The sequence below is a fragment of the Oceanobacillus luteolus genome (assembly GCF_023715655.1).
Classification (GTDB): domain Bacteria; phylum Bacillota; class Bacilli; order Bacillales; family Amphibacillaceae; genus Oceanobacillus; species Oceanobacillus luteolus.
Window position 1 is genome coordinate 22,324 of record NZ_JAMBON010000005.1, and the last position, 20,156, is coordinate 42,479.

The 20,156-nt window shown below is 41.7% G+C and carries 21 protein-coding genes; 2 read left to right on the plus strand and 19 right to left on the minus strand.

All coding sequences use genetic code 11. From position 1 onward, the window contains the following. Positions 1 to 9: 9 nt before the first annotated feature. The 14 genes from ade to M3210_RS05525 all read right to left on the minus strand — a co-directional run bounded on the left by ade (position 10) and on the right by M3210_RS05525 (position 13,230). Positions 10 to 1,821, minus strand: coding sequence for an adenine deaminase (gene ade / locus M3210_RS05460; protein ID WP_251512276.1), 1,812 nt, complete (start codon positions 1,819 to 1,821; stop codon positions 10 to 12). Positions 1,822 to 1,842: 21 nt separating this feature from the next. Next, the gene (locus tag M3210_RS05465) at positions 1,843 to 2,106 is read right to left on the minus strand and encodes a EutN/CcmL family microcompartment protein (RefSeq protein WP_251512277.1); all 264 of its coding nucleotides are present in this window, start codon (positions 2,104 to 2,106) and stop codon (positions 1,843 to 1,845) included. 4 nt (positions 2,107 to 2,110) lie between these two features. Beyond that, entirely contained in the window at positions 2,111 to 2,863 is a 753-nt protein-coding gene (locus M3210_RS05470) for a hypothetical protein (RefSeq protein ID WP_251512278.1), read from the minus strand. A 2-nt stretch (positions 2,864 to 2,865) separates the two neighbouring features. After that, a complete protein-coding gene (locus M3210_RS05475) occupies positions 2,866 to 3,144 on the minus strand; it encodes a BMC domain-containing protein (protein WP_251512279.1) in 279 nt (92 codons plus the stop codon). 33 nt (positions 3,145 to 3,177) lie between these two features. Beyond that, a complete protein-coding gene (locus tag M3210_RS20370) occupies positions 3,178 to 3,594 on the minus strand; it encodes a BMC domain-containing protein (protein ID WP_285853597.1) in 417 nt (138 codons plus the stop codon). Between the two features lie 8 nt (positions 3,595 to 3,602). Next, complete coding sequence (locus tag M3210_RS05485) at positions 3,603 to 4,547, minus strand: hypothetical protein (protein ID WP_251512280.1); 945 nt, start codon at positions 4,545 to 4,547, stop codon at positions 3,603 to 3,605. 55 nt (positions 4,548 to 4,602) lie between these two features. Continuing rightward, positions 4,603 to 4,866: a BMC domain-containing protein gene (locus M3210_RS05490; RefSeq protein ID WP_251512281.1), complete on the minus strand. Its 264-nt coding sequence runs from the start codon at positions 4,864 to 4,866 to the stop codon at positions 4,603 to 4,605. 30 nt (positions 4,867 to 4,896) lie between these two features. Continuing rightward, complete coding sequence (locus M3210_RS05495; protein ID WP_251512282.1) at positions 4,897 to 6,243, minus strand: UbiD family decarboxylase; 1,347 nt, start codon at positions 6,241 to 6,243, stop codon at positions 4,897 to 4,899. Next, positions 6,240 to 6,809: a UbiX family flavin prenyltransferase gene (locus M3210_RS05500; RefSeq protein ID WP_251512283.1), complete on the minus strand. Its 570-nt coding sequence runs from the start codon at positions 6,807 to 6,809 to the stop codon at positions 6,240 to 6,242. Before M3210_RS05500 ends, M3210_RS05495 begins: the two co-directional genes overlap by 4 nt. Positions 6,810 to 6,818: 9 nt before the next feature. Then, positions 6,819 to 7,412 (minus strand): cysteine hydrolase family protein, encoded by a 594-nt coding sequence (locus M3210_RS05505; protein WP_251512284.1) that lies wholly within the window; start codon positions 7,410 to 7,412, stop codon positions 6,819 to 6,821. 16 nt (positions 7,413 to 7,428) lie between these two features. Continuing rightward, positions 7,429 to 8,910: an allantoinase AllB gene (gene allB / locus M3210_RS05510; protein ID WP_251512285.1), complete on the minus strand. Its 1,482-nt coding sequence runs from the start codon at positions 8,908 to 8,910 to the stop codon at positions 7,429 to 7,431. Between the two features lie 378 nt (positions 8,911 to 9,288). Next, entirely contained in the window at positions 9,289 to 10,815 is a 1,527-nt protein-coding gene (locus M3210_RS05515; RefSeq protein WP_251512286.1) for an NCS2 family permease, read from the minus strand. A 430-nt stretch (positions 10,816 to 11,245) separates the two neighbouring features. Then, the gene (locus M3210_RS05520; protein ID WP_251512287.1) at positions 11,246 to 11,620 is read right to left on the minus strand and encodes a Na-translocating system protein MpsC family protein; all 375 of its coding nucleotides are present in this window, start codon (positions 11,618 to 11,620) and stop codon (positions 11,246 to 11,248) included. 434 nt (positions 11,621 to 12,054) lie between these two features. After that, positions 12,055 to 13,230 (minus strand): M20 metallopeptidase family protein, encoded by a 1,176-nt coding sequence (locus tag M3210_RS05525; RefSeq protein ID WP_251512288.1) that lies wholly within the window; start codon positions 13,228 to 13,230, stop codon positions 12,055 to 12,057. A 184-nt stretch (positions 13,231 to 13,414) separates the two neighbouring features. On the opposite strand from M3210_RS05525, the gene M3210_RS05530 reads away from it, so the two are divergent. Further along, positions 13,415 to 14,830, plus strand: coding sequence for a YfcC family protein (locus tag M3210_RS05530; RefSeq protein ID WP_251512289.1), 1,416 nt, complete (start codon positions 13,415 to 13,417; stop codon positions 14,828 to 14,830). 70 nt (positions 14,831 to 14,900) lie between these two features. Here M3210_RS05530 and M3210_RS05535 read toward each other — a convergent pair whose 3' ends face one another. Further along, positions 14,901 to 15,134: an NINE protein gene (locus M3210_RS05535; RefSeq protein WP_251512290.1), complete on the minus strand. Its 234-nt coding sequence runs from the start codon at positions 15,132 to 15,134 to the stop codon at positions 14,901 to 14,903. Between the two features lie 190 nt (positions 15,135 to 15,324). Between M3210_RS05535 and M3210_RS05540 the strand changes: the two genes are divergently transcribed. After that, positions 15,325 to 16,203 (plus strand): PucR family transcriptional regulator, encoded by an 879-nt coding sequence (locus M3210_RS05540; RefSeq protein ID WP_251512291.1) that lies wholly within the window; start codon positions 15,325 to 15,327, stop codon positions 16,201 to 16,203. 46 nt (positions 16,204 to 16,249) lie between these two features. Here the strand turns inward: M3210_RS05540 and M3210_RS05545 are convergent, their stop codons facing one another. Genes M3210_RS05545 through M3210_RS05560 form a run of 4 tightly spaced genes read right to left on the minus strand, consistent with a single transcriptional unit; the run spans position 16,250 to position 20,143 of the window. Beyond that, entirely contained in the window at positions 16,250 to 17,218 is a 969-nt protein-coding gene (locus M3210_RS05545; RefSeq protein ID WP_251512292.1) for a sugar phosphate isomerase/epimerase family protein, read from the minus strand. A 39-nt stretch (positions 17,219 to 17,257) separates the two neighbouring features. Further along, positions 17,258 to 18,298, minus strand: a complete 1,041-nt coding sequence (locus M3210_RS05550) for a Gfo/Idh/MocA family protein (protein WP_251512293.1) — start codon at positions 18,296 to 18,298, stop codon at positions 17,258 to 17,260. A 55-nt stretch (positions 18,299 to 18,353) separates the two neighbouring features. Further along, the gene (locus M3210_RS05555; RefSeq protein ID WP_251512294.1) at positions 18,354 to 19,376 is read right to left on the minus strand and encodes a Gfo/Idh/MocA family protein; all 1,023 of its coding nucleotides are present in this window, start codon (positions 19,374 to 19,376) and stop codon (positions 18,354 to 18,356) included. A 50-nt stretch (positions 19,377 to 19,426) separates the two neighbouring features. After that, positions 19,427 to 20,143, minus strand: coding sequence for a ThuA domain-containing protein (locus M3210_RS05560; protein WP_251512295.1), 717 nt, complete (start codon positions 20,141 to 20,143; stop codon positions 19,427 to 19,429). Between the last annotated feature and the right edge of the window lie 13 nt (positions 20,144 to 20,156).

Consider the following 20,156-nt stretch of genomic DNA (forward strand, 5'->3'; position numbering starts at 1 on the left):
CTAAACCTCCTATTTTACAACAGGGGATAGAATTTCGAACTTATCGACATCAATTAACCCCATATCCGTGATTTTCCATTCCGGGCTCGTGACAAGCGACCAGAAAGATAGGTGCATAAATGGCACATGAATACTACAACCTAATTCGTCCTTAGCAAGTCGCGTAAGCTCTGCTATCTTTTCACTGACCTCTTTACCGCTTAGCTCATCCGTAATCAAACCGCCTACCCTGAGCGGCAGATCACCAACAACTTTGCCATCTTTAATCATGGCAATACCGCCATCCATCGCAATGACGCGATTTACTGCAGTAACCATATCTTCATAATTCGTCCCGGTCACAATTATATTATGGGTATCATGGGCAACACTTTCGGCAATCGCGCCGCTTTGCAGTTTAAATCCGTTCAAAAACCCCTTTCCAATATTACCTGTTCTTCCATGTCTTTCCACAACTAGAACTGGCAGGACATCCTGCTGCAAGCATGGTTGGACTACTCCGTTAGATACATTTAAATCAAATTCATCGGCACCTGTCAGATTTTGATCCGGAATAGCGACAATTGCACGTACACGGGCACGGCTGCCTCTCGCTTGGATATGCAAGTCTTCCAACCGTACAGGGCCTCGCTTAACAGATTTCTTCACACTTTCAGGATACGTATATGTTCCTAGATCTATCGTCAGTTCGCCTTTTTCAGCTGCCAAGACTCCGTTCAAATACACTTGATGAATCGTCATCTCGTTCAAATCATCAATTACCGCAATATTTGCCCGTTTTCCTGGAGCTAAAAGACCGACATCCTTGAATCCAAAATGTGTTGCAGGATTGATGGTAGCCATTTGGATTGCTTCCACCGGGTCAATGCCTTGAGCAATCGTACGTCTGACAATATCGTTCATATGTCCATCTTTCAATAAATCTTCCGGAACCATATCATCCGATACAAGAATCGCACGTCTGGAATCCATTCCTTCTTCCGTGATAGCTCGGATACACTCCGCCATATTCCTTTGGGAAGAGCCTTCGCGCATGAACACACTAATTCCATAACGCAGCTTTTCCACCATCTCTTCCTTGGTCGTCGTCTCATGACAGGAAACATGGGTGCCGCCGCTAATAATATGGGCTGCCAATTCTTTTCCAAATAATCCAGGAGCATTCCCTTCGACCGTTTTTCCAATACTGTTCGCATAGGAAACAGCTGCAACTAAATCATCTATCAATTCCGGTGCATTTTCATAAACCGGCTGGATATTACTAAAGCTCTGAATCTCACCAATGCCCTGAACATATGGATCGTTAAGCAGTTCTGCCATATGTTTACTATTGACCTCAAAACCTGCTGTTTCAAGTCCCGGAGCATCCGGTACTGCCGCAGGAACAGTAAAATAAATTTGATTCGGCAATGTTTTCGCTTCCTTAATCATTTCTTGCATGCCATGGACTCCAAGCACGTTGCCAATTTCATGCGGGTCAGCGACAATTGTAGTCGTCCCTGTTGGAATCGATAACCGGGAAAATTCTGTACATGTCAACATCGCACTTTCAAAATGCATATGTGAATCAATAAATCCAGGAGATATAAACTTCCCCCTCACATCAACAACCTTCGTCCGGCTGCCGATTAATCCGCTCGCATCACCAACCATCAAAATATGTTCACCTTTTATCGCAACGTCGGCTTCATAAATTTCTCTCGTAATCGTGTTGATGACAAAACCATCTTTTAAAACGAGGTCGGCAAATTGATTGGAATCAAGCAACACGTCGATAAGCTTTCTCCATTGGATAGCTTGTTTGATGTTTTCTGCCTGCATACGTGATCACCACCCCTAATATCATTCTAAATTGTCGATGATACCGACAATCGCAGCATCTACCGGAGAATTTTTATTTTTGACCGCTCGTGAAGCCATACTGCCTTTCACATAAATTACCCTTTCGCCAATACCTGCACCGACGGTATCCACTGTTATGATTGGCTGAGAGTCGAGGGGATTTCCATCTAATCCGATAGATTGCGTGATTAATAACTTGGTACCCACTAAATTTTCATCTTTTCTCGTTGCAGTCACTCGACCGACTACAATTCCCATCTCCATCCCATCATCTCCCTTCCTTCTCACCAATTTCCATATGGTATTCCCGGGCAGCATCACGTGCCAGCGGTGTAATGATCGTTCCTTTATCCACTTCAATATAGCGTATTCCATCTTTTGCATAGTTCAAAATGGTATTTGCTGTTATTACTGGATTTACTCCTTTTTCAGTTCTATTCAAGAAATGTGGGAGCAAATCTTCCTCTTTTTCTATGAGTCGGATTCCTAATCCTCTGACTTTCTGTAATTGTTTTTTCATCTCTCTTTTCAAATAAGCATTTCCATGATGCAAATCGGCTTCCTGCCAAACAGGATGATACGGGTCGGCACCTTGGGAAAATGCAGTGACACTTCTTCCCTTCATCAGTGCCCATAACAATAACCTGATCGAAGTCCGGGCATCATTAAAAGAAATGAGATCCGAAACGGCCGAAAATGGCAGGTTCGGTATATAAAAATGTTCAAATTGTTCTTTATGTTTTTCGGCATTCTGCAATGTTATCCAATCATCTATCCTTGTCTGACGGGCGAGCTCCGTCACATCATAGAGTTCAAGAAGATGTTCAGCCGGACAGATTCGAACTCTGATTCCATGCTGATGAAAATCTATTAACTCCTTAAAATCCCTTTGCAGTTCGTTCATATGATGGAAAAGCAGCACTAGCATGGTTGAACGATGAGCTTGTTCCGTTCGTACATTTCTTATAAATAGTTCACGCAAAGTTGCGTCAACTACCGAACTTCGCTGCCTGCTGTGCAAACTTATTCACCTTTCAGTAATGCACGCTCAACTTCACTATGTGGCCGCGGAATGACATGAACGCTGATCAGTTCTCCAACCCTGCTTGCTGCGTCTGCACCGGCATCTGTCGCAGCCTTCACTGCACCTACATCTCCACGGACCATGACGGTCACCAGTCCAAACCCAATCTTTTCATAGCCGCAAATCTCAACATTTGCCGCCTTTACCATCGCATCTGCCGCCTCTATTGCACCTACAAGCCCTTTTGTTTCAACTAATCCTAAAGCTTCTCCACCCATTTGGAAAACCTCCTCTTATTGTAAAAAACGTTTTTAATCTTTATTCTCATCTTTTTTATTTTTTTTAGTTCTTGGGGATGAAGTTGAATCTGATTGATTTTTTGTTCCATCATTAGCTTTCTTCTTTGTTACTCGTTTCGGCTTCACCGGTTCTGGCTCATTTTTCAACATGAATTTGCTCAACAGCTTGGCATTCACGTCATGATGTGTTCTTGCAATCACTTCTGTTGAAACGATGACTCCTACCTTTTCTGCTTGTTTTTTACCTGCCTCAACTGCTGAGGTGACTGCTGCCACATCTCCAGAAAGATGTACGGTTACACCAACATAGCCTTTTACACCAATTATTTTTTCCAGTCCGATAATTTCCACATCCGCAGCCTTTACAGCGGCATCAGCGGCTGATACCGCAGTCGTATAACCTACAGTCTCTATTAAACCTAAGGCCATCAATTACTTCATCCTCCTCTCCTATCCAAACTTATTAATTTGGCAGCCTCTCTTTTCAACACATCTATTACACTGGAAACAATGTCATACTTACCAGATAACAATAAATAATTTTGTTGGATCTCAAAGTTAAAATCCTTCCCATCATGACGTTTCAACAAGGTATCCATCAGTACAATGCTTGTGTAATAGGGTATCCCTTCCAGGACAGCAATACTTTCCACAGATTTGCCAATATCTAAATGGCCAGCAAGCCATCTATCAGGGGATGACAAGGTATAGGCTTCGAAAGCTTTGAGGGAACGGCGATTCAGTTGTTGATATAGATCAAACATGACTTGCTCTAATCTACCTGTATTTTCATCATAAAGTTCCGCCGTGAATGCTGATATAGCATCTTTCGTCCAAGACACACTGAATTTCATGCCTTGATTGTTACGGATCACTTCATTGATCATCAGCAGCTGACTCGGCAAACACTCTGTCATACTCACTACACCAACCGCCTCATTATTAAGCATTCGACCGAAGCTGCTTCTTAGTCCTGTCACCAACTGCGGGAAAAACCATACAGTACCACCATTTCTCGTCTTTCCGATGATTTTTGATGCATTCGATGAATCATTGCCTGTAAAGGAGTTTTGGTTCGGTACCTTACCTTGTGCAAGTGCCAGGGAACGCAAGGCAGATATTGATTCTTCATTGAACTGTCTCGGCTGGAGCGATGGCCGATTTTGTTTCTCTTTAGGTTTTGAGGCCATGGTGGGAGATTTCGGATTCTTTTGTTTGAAACCAAGCCGCTCCTCTTTATGCATCCGCTGGTAATTCGGCCGCTTAATATGTGCAAGAGCAGGATTTTCAGTTATTTTATTCGGTTGCTCGACCTTTCTGGAGACAATTGTTTTATTTCCTTGTAAAATCTCCTGGACGACTTGTTTCATGACATCGGACAATTAACTTCACCTCACATTCCAATTAATCTGGAGTGGCCGGCATCCTTTTAGCAGTTCAGAGAATCTTCTTCAATTCCGAATGTGGACGTGGGATGACATTAAAAGAAATTAATTCTCCACCTGCTAATTCTGGAGCCAACCTGCCTACTTCTACTGCAGCACTCACATCGGCAACATCACCTTCAATAACTACGGTGATTAAACCGGATCCTACTCTTTTCATATCGACTAAAGTGATGTTGGCCGCTTTTGCCATCGAATCCAATGCTTCTACTGCTGCTGTAAGTCCTCTTGTTTCAACTAATCCAATTGCACTCAAACTGTCTCTCCCCCTTTATGCACGAACTGACTATAGATAATCCTGCAAATTAATATGGTCGTATGGCTCTGGGACAGATGTTCTTCTGAATAATTCTTTCTCAGACAGAGGGTACGTCGCGTCTATCCCCATCTTCGCAGACACGCCTCGTAAATTATGGGACGATTCCAAGGGTGAACCTTTTGCACCTGGTATGATGAAGACATCTTGATCTGCTTGACACCTTGTAGCAATCGCCCATTCGACATCTTCAGGATTAAATACATCCACATCATCATCCACAACAACGACATGCTTCAAATCTTTATCACTGGCAAAGGCTGCAAGCGCTGCTTGTTTTGCATCACCTTCCGACCTCTTTTCAATCTGAATGACGGCATGCAACCGTGCAGCTGCGGCCTTTGTAACATGAACGGCTTTCACATTGCGGACGACTTGTCTTACCGTGCTGAATAGAGTCATCTCTCTGACGAGGCACATAGATAATTTTTCTTCAGAACTTGATGGAAAAATCGTTTGCATGATTGGATTATTCCGGTACGTCACTGCTGTCATCTCCACAATTGGTTCACGTCCATGTCCCCCGTAATATCCGCCGAGTTCACCGAATGCTCCCTCCTGATCTCGTTCATGTGGAAGAATTCTTCCCTCCATCACAATTTCCGCTTCTGCAAGAACCTCAAGATCCACCGTTTTCGCTTTGACAACATCAAGTGGATTACCAAGCAGGGCACCTGCAACATTCAATTTATCTGCATGAAAGAGGTGGGTACTAAACTGGGAGGCAAGTATGACAGCTGGAACAACCCCGAACATAACAGCGACTTCCAACGGTTCCCCTCTCTCCTCCAAGTAAGCATACTGTTCAGCAAGCTCTGGGGAGGTGATCACAATATTCGTCCGATTGCCACCAATAAACTTCATTCGACGAATTGAGGTGTATCGCTTTTTCCCATCGAGATCCTTTACAACTAAAATTCCGGAAACATAATATGGCCCATCATCCTCTGCATGAAATGTCGGAATCGGAAAGAGTTCACCTAAATTAAATGGAGGCGTTATCACATTTTCTTGTACCGGAGCCTGTGTAACAAGATTGGTGGGGAGTGGATTGATGATGGAATTGACCATGTTTGGCAGTAATTCCGATTCCTCCAACCCCATACTATCCGCCATCAATTTCCGGCTGCCTCCGAGTCCTCCGACTACCGGGACGGAATAACCTTTCACCTTCTCAAACCACAAAGGCCGTTCCCCCTTTAATGCACGGAGAACTGCACCTAGTTCATACTCTGGGCTTACTTCCCGTTTCACACGGGAGAGGTGTCCGCGCTTCTCCCAATCAGCAAGTAAATCTCTCATATTTAGGGGATTCATTCTTTCTCCCCCCATCTTTCCATTAATTCATGTTCAATCCGAAGTTCGTCCAATATCCGGGCAACGACAAAATTGACCAACTCCCAAATTTCTGTCGGCTGATGATAAAAACCAGGACTTGCCGGTAAAATCGATACACCTGCTTCCGCCAAGGTCATCATATTCCTCAAATGTATGACGTTGAACGGAGCTTCCCTCGGCACGACTACGAAATTCCTTCTTTCTTTCATCACCACACCGGCTGCCCGGCTTACAAGAGAATCACCGACTCCATTGGCGATGGCACCAAGTGTATTCATCGAACAAGGTACAATGACCATGCCATCGGTTTGGAATGAGCCACTTGCAATCGCAGCAAATAAGTTTTTATTATGATAAATAATTGCATACTCCTTCAAATCCTCTATATCTACGCCACATTCAAATTGCATCACCTTTACTCCCATTTCGGTTGCAACTAAATGGACTTCAATTCCCATTTGATGAAGCGCGCGGATCAATGTGTAAGCATAGATTGATCCGCTTGCTCCTGTAATGCCGACGACGATTCTCATCTTACGGCTCATAAAGTCACCTTATATCGTTTGCTGACTTTGGGAGAATTTTTGCTTCGCAGCTTTCATATATTCATCGGTCGTCAAAATCTCTCCGAATAAATCCATATCGCGGAGACCCGCAATATGCATATCTTCATCTTTGGATGCAGTTGCATCGGATAAAGCGATGACGTTATAGCCGTGATAGAGAGCATCAGAAGCCGTACTTCTCACACATACATTCGTCCATACCCCTGTAAGCACAACCGTATCAATCGACTCTTCCCTCAAAAATAAATCGAAGTCGGTATAGCTGAATGCACTATGTCTGCGCTTCTGTACGACATAATCACCTTTATCCTCTTCCGGCTGAAGTTCTGGAATAAACTGTGAGCCCCATGTACCTTTAATCGCATGTACTGGTCTTACTCTGAAATCCGCATCATTTTTTCGGTGTGCTTCTTGAACATGGATAACCTGAATATTATTCTCATGGCAAAAATCAATTGCTTCCCTAATTTTAGGGACAATTTTTTCTCCATCTGGGCACCGTAGCGTTGCATTTTCACCAATAAAATCATTCAGCATATCGATAATCACTAGCGCATGTTTTTTACCTTTCAATTCTGCCAAGTCAACCCACCCTTTCCTAATTACTTACTAACGCTTTCTCTATTCTATGCTTCTCTTCCAGCTCTTTTGCAGATTCTTCATAAACCTCATATTTAATCTCGCGATCTAATCTCTGGATACTTTGACGTTTCACATATTCACCGTAACCCGCTTTTCCGACGATGCCGCCATTGTCTTCATCATAAATAACTTTGCCACGGACAATCGTTTGGATCGGTTTTCCTTTTAATTTCATACCATGGAGCGGATTGTATTTTGCCATGGATTCCGTCTTTTGTTCGTCAATCGTATACTCACGTTCGAGATCGATTACAGTGAAGTCCGCGTCACTGCCAAGTTCAATTGCACCCTTTTTCGGATAAATTCCATAATGGATTGCAGCATTTCTGCTCGTCACCTCTACAAAGCGGGAGAGGGACAAACGGCCTTTATTGAAACCTTCACTAACAAGGATTGGTACCATTGTCTCGACTCCAGGAATGCCCGGGAAACTGTTCCAAATCGTTGAATCTGCTGCAGCTTTTTCTGTTGCAATTTCATAAGGGGCATGGTCTGTTCCGACGAAATCAATCGTACCGTCAGCAAGCGCCTGCCAGTGAACGATATTATCTTCTTTTTCACGGAGAGGTGGTGCAATTTTCGCAAAGGTACCCCGCTCCGACATGGAATCTTGCGCATTCAGTACAAGATAATGCGGACACGTTTCTGCAGTCACTTTAACGCCACGTAATTTCGCCTCGCGAACGAGTTGCACCCCTTCCTTCGTACTCATATGAACGATATGGACACGTGCACCCGTTGCTTCCGCATAGCTGATGACGAGCTGGATTGCCACTTTTTCCGCCAGTGACATTCTTGCTTCCGCCCAAGCTGGACCATCCAATCTGCCTTCACTTTTCAATTTTTCTGTGTAGAACGTACAAATGTCATAATTCTCAGCGTGTACCCCAATCGGTAATCCTGTTGGTGCAATTTTACGGAAAATCTCCAACATTTCCCCATCAGTAACTTTTGGAAATGTCGGCACAGACGGTGTCATATAAACTTTAAATGCAACGACACCTTCTTCAATTTGCGGATAAATATTATCGAGCCAGCCTTCCCGTACATCTTCACCAGTCATGCCGCCCCAGAAACAGTAATCAATATAAGCCTGATCTCTTAGCGGCTCAATTTTTTTATAAAAACTTTCCCTATCTCTTACAGAAGGTTTACTACAGCACGGCATGTCAATATGGGTCGTTACTCCCCCTGCAGCAGCAGACCTAGTGCCTGTCGTAAATGTCTCGCGGTGGGTAAAACCAGGATCCATAAAATGTGTATGTGGGTCGATACATCCAGGTACGACGAGATTTTCTTTTATATCAATGGTTTCCTTCGCCTTCAGCGTACTCACATCGTTCGTGAAGCCTACTATCTTTCCATCATTTACGAGTATATTTGTTTTTACTTTTCGGTCTCCTTGAGGTATAAGTGCATTCGTTAAAATTAAATCCATTAAATTCTCCCCTTTTTACTAGAATAGTAGTTTAAATAAATATCAAAACTTCCAATTAGTTCTAGTTTCCGACATCCCTCCCTTCTCTAATATTTTTTCAATATAAAAAACCGCAGACCTAAAACAATCCCAAAAGGAATTATTTTAAATCTGCGGTTCAACAACTTCCGTATAACAGAAATTTCATGAAACCGCTTTATTAGGTGCTGGAACAATAACGACCTGCGCTAATGTTCCTAAGCAATAAAGGCAGTCTTATATTTGATGATTTCTTATTTTCGTTGGTTAATCATTAGAATAATAAACCTTTTCCATAATGTCAAGCCGTATTCTGATTTTTGGTACTAATACATATATTTTAACTCTTGCAACAACATGTCAATTCGCTTTTCTATCAATTATTTTTTCTTGATCAGTCATCTGTCCCTGTTGTACAAGCCTTGATTTCGACATAATCAAGAAGTATATCCCAATCAGAACATAACCGACGCTATATTCAAAAGATGCATTAAAGGCAACTGCAGAGGCATGAATAATACCAAAGAACGATAATACCGCACCCGCGAATGAAAAGAGAGATGCCTTCTTAAAATCATGATCAATCACACATACTACAATGGCACCTAAAATGATAGCCGATATTAAAGCCCCCTGCCCCAATGGAACAATTGCTGGTGAGATATTGCTGACCACTTCCCCTGCCTCGTTATTAAATCTTGTCATCAAGTAGTTGGAGAAATACGGAATCATGGCAATTGCAATTGCCGGATAATATTTACTATGTGAGGTCTGATAAGCCGTTGCAATCAAGGAAACCCCGACAAACACCATAATCGGTGCGATGGCAGCAAGCGGGATAATCGAAGAAACAACAGCGATCAAACCGAACATCGCTGCAAACATATACACAATTCCATTCAATATACTATAACCTCTTCCCGCACCCATCCATTTGGAGCCTGTAGATGCAAGATAGACAGTCGTTGGAAATGCTCCGCCAAATATTGGTCCGATCATTGTTCCAACGCCATCAGCAATCATACTTTCCTTAATATCATATTTATCTCCAAGTGCTCCAACAGCTTCTACATTGTTCATCGTTTCGATTGCATTATAAATAGTTATTGGAAGCACTACAGCAAAAATAGATACCGCAGTTCCGAACAGGAGTCCCATTCCCTCAATGGTAGCTAATGTCGGCAAGAATGGGAAAAAGCCAAATTGAGAAAGTCCCTCAGATATTCCGTCCAACTTTTCATATCCAAAGAGATAAGCTAACACCGTACCAATAATTACTGCAAATAATGAAGCTGGAATCTTGAACGGCATCGCAATCTTGCCAATGATCCCAACGATAATGATGGCTAATACAACAAGGCCGACAACAGGAATTTGCAGCGTATTGAACATCATTTCACCAGCGATAAACGTTAGAGCCAACCCCGCTAACGCACCAAGCATAGCTGCCCTTGGTATATTCCGGTGTAACCATTTACCGATAAACCCCATACTCGCTTCAATAATTCCCGCTATGAAACAGGCAGCTACAGAGATTTTCCATGCGGTCTCCGGATCATTCGTAAACGCCAATGCCGGTGCCATCACCCCGAATAAAAATACAAACATCGCAGGCGTACTGATCCCGTAAGACAATGCTGTGACGTCGGTACGCTGTTCTTTGACAGCTAGTTTTTTGGCCATATGGGCGTAATACAAATTACCAAATAATACAGCTACCGCCGCTCCCGGAATCACACGGCCAAATACTATATCTGCAGGGTAGCCCATTCCAAGCATTGCCACAGAAATGATGACAAAGTTTGCAAGATTGTTTTGAAATAATGCAAAGAAAGCATCGATATCTTCTTTCTTAAACAATGGGTAATGAAAAGTATTATTATTCATTTCTCCCAACTCCCTATTCTTTGTTTAAAACATAGCAGTGCTTACAATAAAATCATCTGCTCCCCCTTTGAATTATTTTCAAATGTTCACTAGACCGCCCCCTCCTCAAATACTATCTTTCCAAATGTTTTTTCTATCTCGGTATGCCATCTGTCAAAGAGCCCAAAAAAACCGCAGACTTAGATTTAATCTAAATCTGCGGTTCAAGCAGCCTCCGTAAAACAGAGACTACATGTAACCGCTTCAAAAACAACTAGGAACAATAGACGAAAATACGTGTAATGCTCCTCGAAGATTATTGAAGTTAGATGAATAGGTTGTTTAATCATATGAAGATGTCCCATTGAACATGCCAACATTCTTTGGTTGAGATTTTATAATAAGAGGAGTAAATATTAGGAAAAACTTGAGTATAAACCGTTCACAGCTTCTAGCTCTCCAGTGTAAAGCTTTCTTTATCAAAGATAATCACACTACATGCATGGTTAGTTTCGGAATCATAATCTTTTAGGACGGCTACTACAGGATGTCCAGTCACTTCTTCGATTTCTTGTTTCAATTTAACTTTAAATTCAGCGATGAGGGCTGCATCTGCATACATTGTTAGTTCTTTATAATTTTTATTTAACACGTGAAAGGCAGCGACTCTTTTCTGTTGGGCAAAAATGATGATTCTATCATCAAAGATTTGAATCCGTTGACTCACTACACCTGTCGCATAAAACTCCTGATTGATCTTATTATAGATTTGAGCAATCGTTTTCTTTAGTAAGCGACTTTCAGCTTTGGTTAAAATAGTGTTCATAGTATCAGCCTCCTACCTGTCATTTTTTGTAATTTCATTTTGAAGATGTTTTGTATGTAAGTATTAAAATTAAGGTTATACGTAAGAAGTGTTGTTGTTGCTTTTCAATAATAGTGGCGTTATACTTTCTAGCATTATTGCTTGTACCATTTCGTAAGAGTCATTTGATTGAAGCCCAGTATTACCCACCATAGTACCATAGCAACCCCACGTTGTAAACAAGTTTTCTATATATTCTACAGATTTTGAATATTGTTTTAGTTTGTCGGTACCTGGTTTCTCTTGCGATATTTCCGTAAAGTTAAACTGATTTTGTCGTGGAGCTATCCAATAAAATTCGACATACTTCACATTAGTTCAACAGCACAAAAAACCTGATCCATAAGCTGCAAGAAAAATCAGCTTCATGGTTCAGGTTTTCTTCGATATCTACCTTATCCCAACAGTTTCATCACCGTATAAACGAACATATTAACAGAGTTTGTTAACGCATCTTCATCTATATTGAACCGTGAATGATGATGCGGGTAATCCGTTTCCTTACCTTTATTTCCGATGCCAGTGAAAAAGTAAACACCCGGTGCTTTTGTCAGATATCCGGAGAAATCTTCAGCACCCATATTTGGCTTCATAGGAACAACGGCCTCCTGGCCAAACAAGCTTTGTGCCGACTCCTCTATGATAGCGGCTAGTTTTTCATCATTAACGACTGGATCAGGCCCTTCTCGATATTCAAAAGAATAGGCGGCTCCATGGGCTTCTGTTATCCCTTTGATGATTTGCTCCATTCTTGTCTTAGCCAGGTCCCTATTTTCTTCAGTAAAAAGGCGGACAGTCCCAGCAATTTCTACTGAACCAGGCAAGACATTCATCGCTGTCCCACCGTGTATCTTTGTAACGGAGACGACTAAACTTTCAATTGGGTCTGCATTTCGGGATACGATCTGCTGCAAATTCGTCACCACTTGTGATGCAATCGTTATGGCATCTACCGCTTGATGTGGTAAACCTGCATGACCAGCGTTACCTTCTACAGTAATATAAAATGTATCGGCCGCTGCCATTACAGGGCCAGCTGCAATACCAATTTTTCCTGTTTCCAATGGGGACCATAGGTGACTCCCGATAACCAAGTCCACTCCATCCATCACACCTGCTTCAACCATTTCTAAAGCACCACCAGGGAAAACCTCTTCCGCATGTTGAAATAGGAAACGCACTTCTCCACATATTTCATTCTTTTTCGAAGCGAGTATTTTGGCAACACCTAACAACACTGCAGCATGCCCATCATGCCCACAAGCATGCATTTTTCCAGGATGTTTCGACGCATATGGCAATACGTTTTCTTCCTGAACTGGTAATGCATCAATATCTGCACGTAATGCGATTGTCTTACCTTCACCAGTTCCAACTAAACGTGCCATTACACTTGTTTTAGTAGGACGGGTTACTTCCAAACCATCAAAATTGTTTAGCGTATCGTATATAAATTGTGAAGTCTCCACTTCTTCATAAGCTACTTCCGGATGTTGATGAAAATGACGTCTCCATTCGATAACTTCCTCTTGTATTTCTGCAGTCATATTTTTTATTTCTGCTATGTTCATTTCGTTTCCTCCTTTGAAGATCATTTTAGTACGGTAATAAGTAGAGTCCATTCTATAATGAAATAGTATACCATTAATTTTGCTGAAAAATTAAAAGATACACCCAATAGCTAAAATTATTATTGTTTTTTTCAGACTTTAATGGTAAATTCAATAGAAATAAACGAATAAAAGGTGATTATTCATGAAAAAGACGGAAAAACATCATATTGAACCTCAGAAAAAATCCTGGGTACCTCATATTTTTGTACTTCTATTTGTACTCATATTTTTAGCCTCCTTAGCTACTTACATTGTACCAGCTGGATCATATGAGCGTGTAACGAACGAAGAAGGAATGGAAGTAATTGATCCCGAATCTTTCGAGTATATCGACCGTACTCCAGTTGATTTATTTGGCTTTATGCTCGCCATACCAAATGGACTTATTGAAACAGCGGAAATTGTTTTCGGGATCATTATTATCGGTGGGATGTTTGCTGTTATCGAGAGGACTGGAATCATCAACCTCGGTGTCGGAAAACTCGCAAACACCTTTGCCAATCGGGGTTTAATTGTTATTCCCATATTAATGATACCTTTCGCACTTATAACTGCATTTACAAGTCAAATCGAATTATCATTAATTTATTTACCTGCCATTTTACCTCTCATCTTACGACTAGGTTTTGATAAAGTTACAGCAGCTGCAACAGTACTCATAGCTACGGTTGCTGGGTTTACTCTCGGAATCACTTCACCCGCAAACGTCGGGGTTGCCCAGCAAGTATCCCAGCTTCCATTATACTCCGGTATGAACTACCGTATTATCATGCTGATCACTATACTGACCATTGGAATTTTCTATGTCATGCGCTATGCGAAGAAAGTCCGTGATAATCCTGAGTTAAGTGTTACATACGATGAATACGAACGGATACAAAATAATGTAGTGGAAGATAATGGCGAACAAAAAGCGACGAAGCGACAAATCGCCGCTTCGTTCATTTTACTAATTGCATTTGGTGTTTTAATTTATGGACTCCTCGTACATGGCTGGTATTTCCGTGAATTGGCAGGTTTGTACATTCTGACAGGTGTTGCTGTTGGGATTGTTGGAGGTCTCAACGGAACACAGATTGCGGAATCTTTCGTCGAAGGATTTAAAAATATTATTCTCGGCGCCCTTGTCGTTGGGATTGCCCGTGGTATTGCCGTTGTTCTCAACGACGGGAACATAATGGATACCCTTATCTATGCTGCCGGGAACGTAGTAGCGTCGATGCCGAGTGAGATTACAGCAGTCATTATGTTTGTTGTGCAAGGAATCATCAACTTCTTCATTCCATCTGGAAGCGGACAAGCCATGGTCACCATGCCAATTATGTCGGGACTTGCGGATTTATCTGGTGTAACGCGACAAGTGGCTGTACTTGCCTTCTTGTTTGGAGATGGATTTGCCAACATCTTCTACCCGACTTCTGGATATTTCATGGCTGCATTAGCAATTGCTGGCATCGCATGGGAGAAATGGGTGAAGTTCATTTGGAAACTTCTCCTCATATGGTATAGTCTCGCCATCGTCTTCCTGCTTATCGCTCAATGGATGAACTATACATGACTTGAATGTCAAACATCCTTTAAACCACAAAAAACTCGCACAACCGTGCGAGTTTTTTTGTATTCCTTTCTTACCTTGGATTCCTACACATTCCCGGTAAAAGAAAGATATCAATAAACAACCATAAAAATAGAAAACCTAACGGAACATATCCAATTAATATCCAGGTCGTTCCCCAACCGATCAAGCCTAACAATAATTGCATGATACCAGTTGCCACTCTGCCTGTATAAAACCGGTGAATCCCAAACGTCCCTAGGAAAACCAATAATACATAAGCAAGTGCTATATTTTTTTGATACATTTTGTCGCCTCCTGACATAGTCCATCTCTTTATGGTATAAGTATTTCCCTAATTTTATCATGAACACTCCAAAACCTAATGATTAATCATCAATCCTTTCCTTATAGTATGTTAAAATAAATGAAATACCAAAAATTTTAAAATAATTATAGCTCGATATAGAGTGAATCACCGAAAGGAAGGTGCAACTATGAAAGACAAACTAAAAAAACACTTTCCATCTTTGCAATACTATGAATCAATTCCAAGAAATCTCAATCAACAACTTACATGGTTCATGGCAGATAATGGACATGTCATTGGAATCGATCCTATAGAATTAAACGACAAGGAATTGGCACTTTTACATATGTTCCTCCAGCCATTGGAAGATGAATTCCCTCCCATGACGGAAGAAGAAAAATACTGGTCAACACTCATTGAATCAGAAAGCGAAGTCCATGATCTTGAGACGCCATTTCGCTTTATTTATTTTCAATTTCCTAAAAAGCAAATCCAACCTACGACCTTTAAGGATGCAATCAATCAATTATTTGAACGAGATGTCGTTATTCTATGGAAGAGTAAAACAGAAGGAATCATTGTAGATTTCAAGGAAGATGATGGAGAAGAGCTTATTTCATTAAGCGAAATTATTGACGTTTTAATGAGTGACCTTTACATCAACATTCGTTTTTTTGTAGGTCCTTATCAAACCAGCTTGCGTCACACGAAGCATCATGTTGAACGCCTCGTCTCCCAAGCGGAAACCGTATTTTCTTACTCGGAAAATAATGTCGTTGCTTACGTCGAAGCAATCCCTTTTATGCTGATTGAGCAATTGACACCTACTTTAAAAGAAGATTTGAATCAGTTAGTATCGCAAGAATTTAAAGATGATCCCGAGTTCCTGAACATGATGGAAGTATTTCTGAAAAGCGATCTCAATGTATCTGTTGCAGCGAAGAAGTTGTACATGCATCGTAATAGCCTGCAATATCGGATTGAAAAGTTCCACGAAAAGACAGGTTTGGATATCCGTAAGTTCCATCACGCATTGACAGCCTATTTGGCATTGCTTATTAAATAATAGAAATATGGAGCTGGAGGATAACATATCTTCCAGCTCCATTGTACTATGCCCACCACATATCTGCAGGTTTTTCTACTATATTCACCTGTTTCAAATTCTTGACTGCTTGCGCAAATCCTTCCTCAATCGACATGATCGGATCTTCATGTTCTACACTGATGACATAATCATAACCATAGGTCCGTAATGCACTGACTATATTAGTCCATTCCTGAATACTATGGCCATAACCAACCGAACGGAACGTCCACGCCCGTGTCTGTACTGAGGAATAAGGCTGCATATCAGTAAGTCCGTACATGTTCACATTATCTTGATCGATATAAGTGTCCTTCGCATGGAAATGATGAATCGCATTTTCTTTACCAAGTATTTTTATTGCAGCAACAGGGTCAATCCCTTGCCACCACATGTGACTCGGATCGAAATTCGCACCAACAGCGTCATTCGTTGCTTCACGCAATTTCAACATCGTATATGGGGTATGGACAAGGAAACCGGCATGTAATTCAATACCTACCTTAACTCCATGGTCCTCAGCAAACTGTCCTGCTTCTTTCCAATACGGAATAAGTTTCTCTTCCCATTGCCACTCTAAGATATCACTGTATTCAGTCGGCCAAGGAGTGACTGGCCAGTTTGGATATTTTGAATCCTCATTCGACCCAGGAGTGCCTGAAAACGTATTAACTACTGGTACTCCCATCAACTCTGCCAATCTTACTGTCTTCACAAAAGTATCATGTGCTGATTGTGCTTGCTTTTCATCAGGTGAAATAGGATTATCATGACAACTGAACGCACTAATTGTAAGGCCACGGGAATGGATTTTCTCTAGATATTCTTTGCGCTTGTCTTCACTTTCCAGCAATTCATCGAGATTGCAATGTGCGTTTCCTGGATTTCCACCAGTCCCAATCTCCACTGCCTGTAAACCTGCATCTCTTACATAATCCAGCATGTCATCCAATGACTTATCCGCAAATAGAACAGTGAATACACCTAGTTTCATATGTAATCCCTCCAAGTGATAATATTTATATTCTCAGGTTCAATTAAGCTTGACGCTAGTCCCCGTTTCACTGCTTTCATAAATCGCTTCAATCACCTTCGTCACCATTAAAGCCTGCTCCGGTTTGACGACTAATTCCACATTTCCTAAACAACTATCCACAAAATTTTCAGCTTGGTGATAACCAGCCGCTTCCTCGTTGAGTTCAGCCTTCGCTTCACTTGTTACAAAAGTTCCGAAATTCGGCTTGTAAAGTTCAAACGGAAAAACATTTATCCCCCCTGCTGAACCCGAAATGCTTAAGTGATTTGTATCTTCCTTAATATTGGCTGCCCATGAGCATTCAAACAGCATCGAAGCTCCATCAGCAAATTTAATATAAGCTGAAACATGATCATCCACATTAAATGTCTCTGGATTGAATGAACCCCATTCATTGATCTGTCCAGGGGTTTTACTTAACCGATTATATGTCGATCCCATGACTTCCACTGGCTCCGATTTATCGAGCAGCCACAGAGCTAAATCAAGGAAATGACAACCATAGTCAATCAGACTACCGCCACCTTGAAGCTCTTTATTCGTAAACACACCCCAACCAGGAACCTTCCGTCTACGAAGAGCTTGCACCCTTGTGACCAATGGATCACCGATTTCATTCGCCTTCACCGCTTCTTTTGCTATCTTACCGGCATCTGTAAAACGATAATGATAAGCGATGGCTAATAGCTTTTTCGTCTTCCTTGCGGCGGCAATCATTCTCTCGCATTCTTCCACGGATACCGCCATCGGCTTTTCACATAACACATGGACTCCAGCTTCCAATGCAGCAATTGCAGCTTCTGCGTGGAACTTATTTGGTGTACAAATCGTAACTGCATCGACTGCCGCAAATAAATCTTGGTAGTTCTCGAATACCTGTGGAATATTGTAACGCCGAGAAACTTCCTTCGCTCGCTCCACGTCGATATCATGAACCGCAATCAACTCCACCTTTTCTTGGAGCTTCTGATAGGCAGGGATATGGCGACCCTGTGCAATTCCCCCAACTCCGATAATGCCCATTTTCAATTTTGTCATAAGAAACCCTTCTTTACTAAATTGACTTTTTCACTATTCTTTAAGGACAGAACGTTTATCCAACAATACTTTTCTTCTCTGCGGATTCAAGCGCAGCAAGAATTACTTCCAATGACTTTTTACCTTCTTCTCCGTTAATCAGCGGCTCCGTGTCATTTAGTATGGAATCGATAAAATGGTCAATCACATGTGTTGTTGTCTGACCGCCTTCCTCATTAGACTGGATGCCGCTTAACTTGTACTTAACAACCTCTCCGTTTGTATACTCTACAATTAGCGAGTAATCCGGATCATCTTCTAATCTTAGAATCGCTTTTTCACCATAGATCACTGTGGAGTTATCTTCTTTCGCATTAAATGCCCAGCTCGCTGTCAACGTTCCGATAACACCACGCGCAGATTTTAGGATGACAACCGCTTGATCGTCCACATCAGTATTTTCTTTCGCCGCTGTTTCCACAAAAGCAGCAACTTCAACGAATTCATCATTTAATACATAGCGGATTAAATCGGCCTTATGTACACCAAGATCTCCCATCGCCCCAATAAAGGCTTGTTCTTTATTGAAGAACCAACTGTTCGCACCGTCAGCACTCCAGTTTTCCGGACCACCATGGCCAAAAGTCGTTCGGAAACTGTAAATTTTACCGGCGTCTCCATTTTCAATCAGCTCTTTTGCTTTTTGATGTGAGGAGACAAACCGCTGATTATGTGCTATCATCAGTTTCTTACCATTTTTCTTTGCCGCTTCTATCATCTGGTCAGCTTCTTCTCTTGACGTTGCCATCGGCTTTTCGCATAATACATGACAGCCTGCATTTAGGGCTGCAATGGAAACTGGTGCATGCAGGTAGTTCGGAAGACAAACACTTACTGCATCAATATTTTCTGTTGCAAGCAGTTCTTCATAATCTGTATAAGCAACAGCTCCGTATTGTTCCGCCGCTGCTTGTGCCCGTTCCTCAACAATGTCACACACAGCTACAATATCCACATTAGGATTGTTGGCATGTTCCACTAAATGGCGATGTTTTGCAATGCTGCCACAACCAATGACAGCAATCCGTAACTTTGTCATAGATATCCACTCCTCATTTCAGTGTATAATCCTATATTATTCTTTAGTAATTATCTTGATAAATCTTCCAACGGCTCTGCATTTCCACGGACCGGTTTTGGCGTATTGTTATTCGCAGCCCAGTTTGCTGCATTTTTAATGACTTGCTGAATATCTTTCTGATGATAGGTTGGATACGTTTCATGTCCAGGACGGAAATAAAAAATCTTACCTCGACCCCGTTTGAATGTTGCTCCGCTGCGGAAAACTTCTCCGCCTGCAAACCAGCTGACAAATATTAGTTCATCCGGTGTTGGAATATCAAAATGTTCACCGTACATTTCTTCTTTTTCAAGTTCGATATATTCACCTAGTCCTTCTGTAATCGGATGTGTTGGATCGACTACCCAAACCCTTTCCTTCTCATCAGCTTCCCGCCATTTTAAGTCACAGGAAGTACCCATCAGTTTTTTGAAAACCTTTGAGAAATGACCGGAATGCAGAACGATTAAGCCCATCCCGTCGTGGACACGCTGTACCACTTTTTCAACAACGGTGTCATCCACTTCGTCATGTGCCACATGTCCCCACCAAATTAAAACATCAGTTTCTTGTAGAACAGTGTCAGTAAGACCATGTTCAGGCTCATCCAGTGTAGCAGTTTGCACTTGGTGTCCAGCATCCCCTAAAAATGCTGCAATCGTACCATGAATACCTTCCGGGTAAATTTCCGCTACAACCGGGTTGGTTTTTTCATGGCGATTTTCATTCCATACAGTAATTTTCATCGTAATCACTCCA